Origin of the sequence: Vibrio mimicus CAIM 602, assembly GCF_000338875.1 — a bacterium.
Lineage (GTDB): Bacteria > Pseudomonadota > Gammaproteobacteria > Enterobacterales > Vibrionaceae > Vibrio > Vibrio mimicus.
Window position 1 is genome coordinate 1 of the sequence record NZ_AOMO01000060.1, and the last position, 6,043, is coordinate 6,043.

Annotated in this window: 9 protein-coding genes; all 9 read left to right on the forward strand. The window is 40.7% G+C overall.

What is annotated here, in order from left to right:
• Positions 1-170 precede the first annotated feature (170 nt).
• The 9 genes from D908_RS03810 (at position 171) to D908_RS23060 (ending at position 5,623) form a co-directional block, all read left to right on the forward strand.
• The gene (locus tag D908_RS03810; RefSeq protein ID WP_000058397.1) at positions 171-509 is read left to right on the forward strand and encodes a hypothetical protein; all 339 of its coding nucleotides are present in this window, start codon (positions 171-173) and stop codon (positions 507-509) included.
• On the forward strand, positions 460-927 hold the full coding sequence (locus tag D908_RS03805; protein ID WP_032467711.1) for a hypothetical protein: 468 nt from the start codon (positions 460-462) through the stop codon (positions 925-927). Before D908_RS03810 ends, D908_RS03805 begins: the two co-directional genes overlap by 50 nt.
• Before the next feature lie 309 nt (positions 928-1,236).
• Positions 1,237-1,419: a DUF645 family protein gene (locus D908_RS20770; RefSeq protein ID WP_082321043.1), complete on the forward strand. Its 183-nt coding sequence runs from the start codon at positions 1,237-1,239 to the stop codon at positions 1,417-1,419.
• A gap of 316 nt (positions 1,420-1,735) precedes the next feature.
• The gene (locus D908_RS03800) at positions 1,736-2,014 is read left to right on the forward strand and encodes a DUF3601 domain-containing protein (RefSeq protein WP_005526581.1); all 279 of its coding nucleotides are present in this window, start codon (positions 1,736-1,738) and stop codon (positions 2,012-2,014) included.
• 154 nt (positions 2,015-2,168) lie between these two features.
• Positions 2,169-2,651, forward strand: coding sequence for a GNAT family N-acetyltransferase (locus D908_RS0119850; protein WP_032467712.1), 483 nt, complete (start codon positions 2,169-2,171; stop codon positions 2,649-2,651).
• A 152-nt stretch (positions 2,652-2,803) separates the two neighbouring features.
• Entirely contained in the window at positions 2,804-3,970 is a 1,167-nt protein-coding gene (locus D908_RS03795; protein ID WP_032467713.1) for a DUF4062 domain-containing protein, read from the forward strand.
• Between the two features lie 158 nt (positions 3,971-4,128).
• Positions 4,129-4,446 (forward strand): hypothetical protein, encoded by a 318-nt coding sequence (locus D908_RS03790; RefSeq protein ID WP_000426606.1) that lies wholly within the window; start codon positions 4,129-4,131, stop codon positions 4,444-4,446.
• Positions 4,447-4,581: 135 nt separating this feature from the next.
• Complete coding sequence (locus D908_RS03785) at positions 4,582-5,118, forward strand: nucleotidyltransferase family protein (protein ID WP_005526589.1); 537 nt, start codon at positions 4,582-4,584, stop codon at positions 5,116-5,118.
• Between the two features lie 271 nt (positions 5,119-5,389).
• Positions 5,390-5,623, forward strand: a complete 234-nt coding sequence (locus tag D908_RS23060) for a DUF3709 domain-containing protein (RefSeq protein WP_005526591.1) — start codon at positions 5,390-5,392, stop codon at positions 5,621-5,623.
• Positions 5,624-6,043 lie beyond the last annotated feature (420 nt).

A 6,043-nucleotide genomic window follows, 5' to 3' on the forward strand; every position in this document is an offset into this window, starting at 1 on the left:
AGTCGCTGTGCGGTAGCTTTTGTAGTGCGTGCCTGCACCCCTTAACGCGGCGTTATGTTGCCGAGTATGGTGATCACGCTCCAGATTTCATAAATATTGATTATCTTTTAACATTAAATGTACATGCCTTTTGCTAGAAATAACCACTTAGCGATTGGTAGGAAAACCAAATGTCATTAAGAGACTACTGCTCTATCGAAGGATTGCGACTATCACTTCGGTCAAAATCGACATTGAAAATTATCGATTACAAGGTTGATTTGGCTAATTATTTAGCCACTTTTATGGTGACTAGCCCGATTCTTGAGATATTCAAAACAAATGGTGGTGGAATTTCTCAAGTTGCCCAAGATATATACGATTATCACTGGGATGAGTTTGGACAAGCTATGGCTTCAATTAATCCAATTTTACGCAATCAAGTTTATAACTTAGCAAAGCAAGAAGAGTTGTTTACCTATGGGAAAGAGCAAAAGTTTTGGAAGTGCGTCAGTGAAGCTGCTAAGTAGTTTTGCTGCTTTATTTGTTGTTGGGTGCGCAAGTAATGTTCAAGATGACGGACTCAGCGATACATATAACGAGTTAATTAATCAGCGGAGTTTGTGTTTTGAACAAGCATCGGAAGGTAGCAGGTTTTTTCCAAGTTCAGACTGGCTTAAAACTTTAGAGAATAAAGAAAAGCTCCAGGTTATTAGCTACTTATCGCAGCATGCTTTTAATCAATGTTTGCAGCCCAAAGCGGAACTATTTGAAAAAGAACTTTCCATGGAGCCTCTCAGAATCCAGAAGTTTATAAAAGACCAAGTACCTATTTACCCTTACATGGCACAGCAGCCAGATGGTATTGACCCAGTTAAGTTGGAAGAACTAAAGGCTAATATTTCTAGGCCGTTTATTGCTAGTGAGGTGTATGACCTAATCAAGTGAGTAGTGCAACATAACAAACGCCTCAAGAGGGACTGTCAACGCGTGGCGTTTCCAGTCCCATTGAGTCGCGGTGGTTTCGGTTGTTGTGTTTGAGTTTAGTGTTAATGCGTTGCCAGCCCCTTAGGCGGGCGTTAGCTTCTTAAAGGCTAAAATCATCAAAATCTAAGCTCATTTGTTGTGAAAAATCAGCTTTTAGAGTTCAAATTGCACAATTTAGCATTTGAGTTTTGCTTGATGCTGATTTGGTAGAAAGAGTTGAACGTTCCGCAGCTTCAAAGTTGCAGAAAGTCATCAAACCTCGATGCTTCAATTTTGTTGGATGTTCCACACGGAAAGTTTGGTTTCACAAAAGGCTGCATCATCGCTGTGATCTGGCTTTCTTTGTCGCGGACTCTTAACCGTGGCCAACTTAGCCTAGATCGTTTTAAGTTTTGGCCGCTAACTTCACAGCTTTTGGCGTTGGACGTGTGTTTGAGTGATGCTTTTGCGTAAAATGCCTTTCACAAAAACGTGTTAAAAATCATTGTTAAACAATAGGCTACGAAGCTAACAAACGCCTCAAGAGGGACTGTCAACGCGTGGCGTATCCAGTCCCAATGAGCTGTTGTGGTTTCGGTTGCTGTGTTTGAGTTTAGTTGTTGTGCGTTGCCAGCCCCTTAGGCGGGCGTTATGTGCTAAGCGAAAAGGATGTTAACTACGCATTAAAGTGGCCTTATTCGTTCTGTTATTACATTTGACATCGAGCATGTAATTGCAAGAGGAAATTGAATAACGGATTTATGCGACTATTTGTAATAAAGGTAAATTTGTGGACCGAGATTATCTACAGAGTGAGTATGGTGTCCTGAAAGCGGGCCAGTGCTACAAAGTTGTTCGTAGTTTCAGAGATTATAGAAACATTAATTATGAAAGGGGTGACGTTATGCGTTTCCTTGGTAGTAATTTTGTACCGTATGAAAGTGGTTTGTCTCTGTTCTTTGATAAAAATGGTAGTGAGAGGCAAATAATGTTGTGCGTACGACCTGAGTTTCAAATGGAAATTGCACATCATCTTGATAGTTACTTTTGTAAACTAGACGATAACTAAGATCGCACATAACAAACAATTTAAGAGTGATTCGGCACGCGTGGCATTTTTACTATGCGTTGATTTTAGTGACTATGGTGGTATGCGGCAGCATCGGTATTGTGTGCCTCACACCTTAATTGGGCGTTATGCCCAAAGTATTTTAGGTCGAAGTATGTCAATAGAATCTATCGTGGAAACCACTTGGTCTGAGATATTGAAACTACAAGCAGAAGTCTATCATTTGATTGAACCAGAGAGCCTAGAAGTATTGAGGGATAAGTGGCTAAGATCGCCAAGTAGCTGTTTTACCTACCGAGATGATGAACAATTGATGGGGTATTTGTTAGCGCATTCTTGGAATAGCAGAATGCCTCCGAAATTGTTCAATAAATTACCGAAAGGCACGGAAGGCTCAATTTTATTCCTTCACGATTTAGCAGTATCCAATCATACGTTTGGTAAAGGTATTGGCTCAAAAATGATTGAGCATTTAGTGAATGTTGCGACAGCTTCAGGCTACAAAGAAATCTTGCTAGTTTCTGTTCAGAATTCGATGCAATTCTGGCAAAAACAGGGATTTACAAGTGTAGAGCAAGAAGTGTGTAACAGTTATGGTGATAGTACGCAGTTGATGAAGCGAGTACTTTTGGCATAACAAACGCCTCAAGAGGGACTGTCAACGCGTGGCGTTACCAGTCCCAATGAGCCGCGGTGGTTACGGCTGTTGTGTTTGAGTTTAGTGTTAATGCGTTGCCAGCCCCTTAGGCGGGCGTTATACAAATCAGAAAATTGGGAGTTAGTAAATAAATGGCTAGGTTAAAAGTATTTGTTTCTTCAACTTGTTACGACTTGAGTATAGTTAGGTCACAAGTACGCAGTTACGTGAAGCAACTGGGTCATGACCCAGTGATGAGTGACTATATGGAAGTACTATATGATCCACGAGAGCATACCCACAAGAGCTGTATCCAAGAAGTGTCTGGTTGTGATGTGGTCGTCTTAATAATAGGTTCTCGATTTGGCGGTAAAGGAGTTCCTGCTGCATTTGATGGCATCGATTTTGACGCGCTGAATGAAAAGAGTAAGAGTACCAGTGTGCTTCAAATGAAAGAAAAACTCTCCGTAACACAATTGGAGATTTGTAAGGCAATTGAAGATAATATTCCAGTTTTTACTTTTGTAGATGATCGAGTTCTTCACGATCACTTAGTGTACGAAACTAATAAAAATAGTGAAGCTATAGACCATATAAAGTTCCCTTCAATTGAAAAACCTGAAAGTGCAAAATATATTTTTGAGTTTATTAATTTCCTAAGGCACAGAACAGAGGGTAATAGTGTTAATGGTTTTTCAAAAGTAGAGGACATCAATCAATATTTAAGTACTCAATGGTCATCCCTATTTCAACGGTTGTTACATGAACAAAGAAATAAAGAAGCTGAACGAAAGAGAATTGATTATTTTGCTAATCAAATTGCAGACTTGAAAGCAGCAGTAATGAGTTCTATACAAACTCCCGATCTAAGGCTCACTGCGAGTGGTGCAATTAGGTTTCGCAGGTTGATTGACTTTGTTCGCTCTATTGAAATACAAGACTACCACCATATTATCTTATCTAATTGTACTTGGGATGATTTGCTTCGCTCCGCAGATATTGTAGATGTCAAGGAAATACCGGGTAAAGGCGGAAGTATTGTAAATCGTTCTGGTGCAGCGTTAATTCGTTCCGATGGTACTTTTTATGAAACTAGATTTCCATATCGCTTGTATCAGGACTTAGCGCTAGAGTGGGGGAGCTTTGTTGAATTAAACCAAGAGTCTCGTTCTGCAATTATAGAGGCTGTTAGTGAAAGTTCATTCCGAGGTCCGATGGCTGCAAGAAAAGTAAATAAGTCTTTTGATGATCTGTATAACAAAGATGAATTTGAAGCCAAAGAGTCGTTGTTAGAAGATGATGACGTAGAATTTGTATAACAAACTGTTCAAGAGGGATTCGCAACGCGTGGCATTTTCACTATGCGTTGGTTTAAGTGATTAAGGTGGTTTGCGGCTGCTTCGGTATAGCGTTGCTCACCCCTTAACAGGGCGTTATGAATCATCAGGAATTCAACGTTAAGAGAAAAGGTTAGGTTATGGAAAACGATAGAGAAATCGAACAATTAGCTCATGAATTAATTGAATTAAAACGTCAAATCAAAGCTCTTCTTAATCAAGAAAAGTTACTAAAAGAAGAAATTAAACCTCTTTTACAAAAATATGGAGCTGTAAAATTTGACTATGGAAAAGTCTCTTATGGTGAATCTAAAGGTTCCTCAACATTTAGTCGCCCCGAAGTACTTTCCTATATTCGTGATAACTATGGTGATGCGTTAGCTGATCAAATTGATGAAGACTGCACTAAGGTTGGGGAGCCAAAACAGGTGGTTTATATCAAGCTAAATGATTCATAACAAGCGCCTCAAGAGGGATTGTCAACGCGTGGCGTTTCCAATCCCATTGAGCCGCGGTGGTTATGGTTGTTGTGTTTGGGTTTAGTGGTAATGCGTTGCCAACCCCTTAGGCGGGCGTTATGGCGCAAGGTGAAAATGAAAGCCATCGTTGATTTAATTAGAAAAGATCCCATTCGACTTGAAGCACTGGAATGTGTTTGCCAGCTTGAATTGCCTCAATGCTACATAGCCGCAGGTTTTGTGCGAAACCTTGTTTGGGACTCTTTACATCACAACGTAACACTGACGCCATTAAACGACATTGATGTCATTTTCTTCGATGCCGATTGTTTAGATTCAGATTATGAAAAATTACTTGAACTCAAGTTGTCGGAGCAAATGCCCCAACTCAATTGGCAAGTGAAAAATCAAGCCAAGATGCACTTACAAAATGGCGACAATCCTTACCAAAGTACATTGGATGCAATGAGCTATTGGCCTGAAAAAGAAACGGCGGTAGCAGTAAGAAAAGTCGAGAACGATCGTTACGAATGTATATCAGCCTTTGGTTTCGAGAGTTTATTTCAAGGATTCATCACACATAATCCTAAACGAGCATATGGAACCTTCGAAAATCGAGTAAAGTCAAAGGGTTGGTTGGCTATGTGGCCTAACTTGAGAATTGCGCCATAACAAACGCCTCAAGAGGGACTGTCAACGCGTGGCGTTCCCAGTCCCAATGAGCCGCAGTGGTTACGGTTGTTGTGTTTGAGTTTTGAGTTATGCGTTGCCAGCCCCTTAGGCGGGCGTTATGCTTAATCCATAAAAATCAGTAGGTTGTGTTTGTCGATTTCTTTGGCATTTCGTTCAGGTTTTGTCGGCAATTCAATATTGTTTTTCGCTGTCTAATGAAACGGCAATGCATTTGGCGCTGTAAATTCTGAGTTATTGCCTCATTGGTTTTTTGAGTCTGCGCGAGGTTAGCATTGTTGGCTCAAGTCGCTTTGAGCAGTCTGGTGCCTTTACTTATGGGCTTAAAGTCTGTCAGCAATTGAGCATTGTTTTGCGCTGCCTAATGAAACGGCAATATGTTTGTCGCTATACGTTTCAGTGTTATTGCCTCATTGAGTTGTCGTGCCAATGTGTGGTGAGTGAGTTTGTCGGAGAGGGTTTCCACATTTGCTCATTTGTTAAATGAAACTCTGCATTGGTCAGTTCATAGGTAAAATTTGAGTCAGTTCTAATTCAAGAAAACTCGAAGTTTAGTCAATGATTTCATTAGGTTATTCTTGGGTTGGTGCAACAGTAAAGTGTTGAAGCTTAAGCATAACAAACGCCTCAAGAGGGACTGTCAACGCTTGGCGTTTCCAGTCCTATTGAGCCGCGGTGGTTACGGCTGTTGCGTTTGAGTTTAGTGGTCGTGCGTTGCCAGCCCCTTAGGCGGGCGTTATGCTTAATCCATAAAAATCAGTAGGTTGTGCTTGTCGGTTCCTTTGGCATTTCGTTCATTTTTTGTCGGCAATTCAATATTGTTTTTCGCTGCCTAATGAAGCGGCAACGTGTCTGGCGCTGTAAATTCTGAGTCATTGCCTCATTGGTTTTGAGTCTGCGCGAGGTT

Excerpts from the sequence above, each read along its gene's own strand:
- D908_RS03810 (WP_000058397.1), top strand. The coding sequence starts at position 171 with ATGTCATTAAGAGACTACTGCTCTATCGAAGGATTGCGACTATCACTT.
- D908_RS03805 (WP_032467711.1), top strand. The coding sequence starts at position 460 with ATGGGAAAGAGCAAAAGTTTTGGAAGTGCGTCAGTGAAGCTGCTAAGT.
- D908_RS0119850 (WP_032467712.1), top strand. The coding sequence starts at position 2,169 with ATGTCAATAGAATCTATCGTGGAAACCACTTGGTCTGAGATATTGAAA.
- D908_RS03795 (WP_032467713.1), top strand. The coding sequence starts at position 2,804 with ATGGCTAGGTTAAAAGTATTTGTTTCTTCAACTTGTTACGACTTGAGT.
- D908_RS03790 (WP_000426606.1), top strand. The coding sequence starts at position 4,129 with ATGGAAAACGATAGAGAAATCGAACAATTAGCTCATGAATTAATTGAA.
- D908_RS03785 (WP_005526589.1), top strand. The coding sequence starts at position 4,582 with ATGAAAGCCATCGTTGATTTAATTAGAAAAGATCCCATTCGACTTGAA.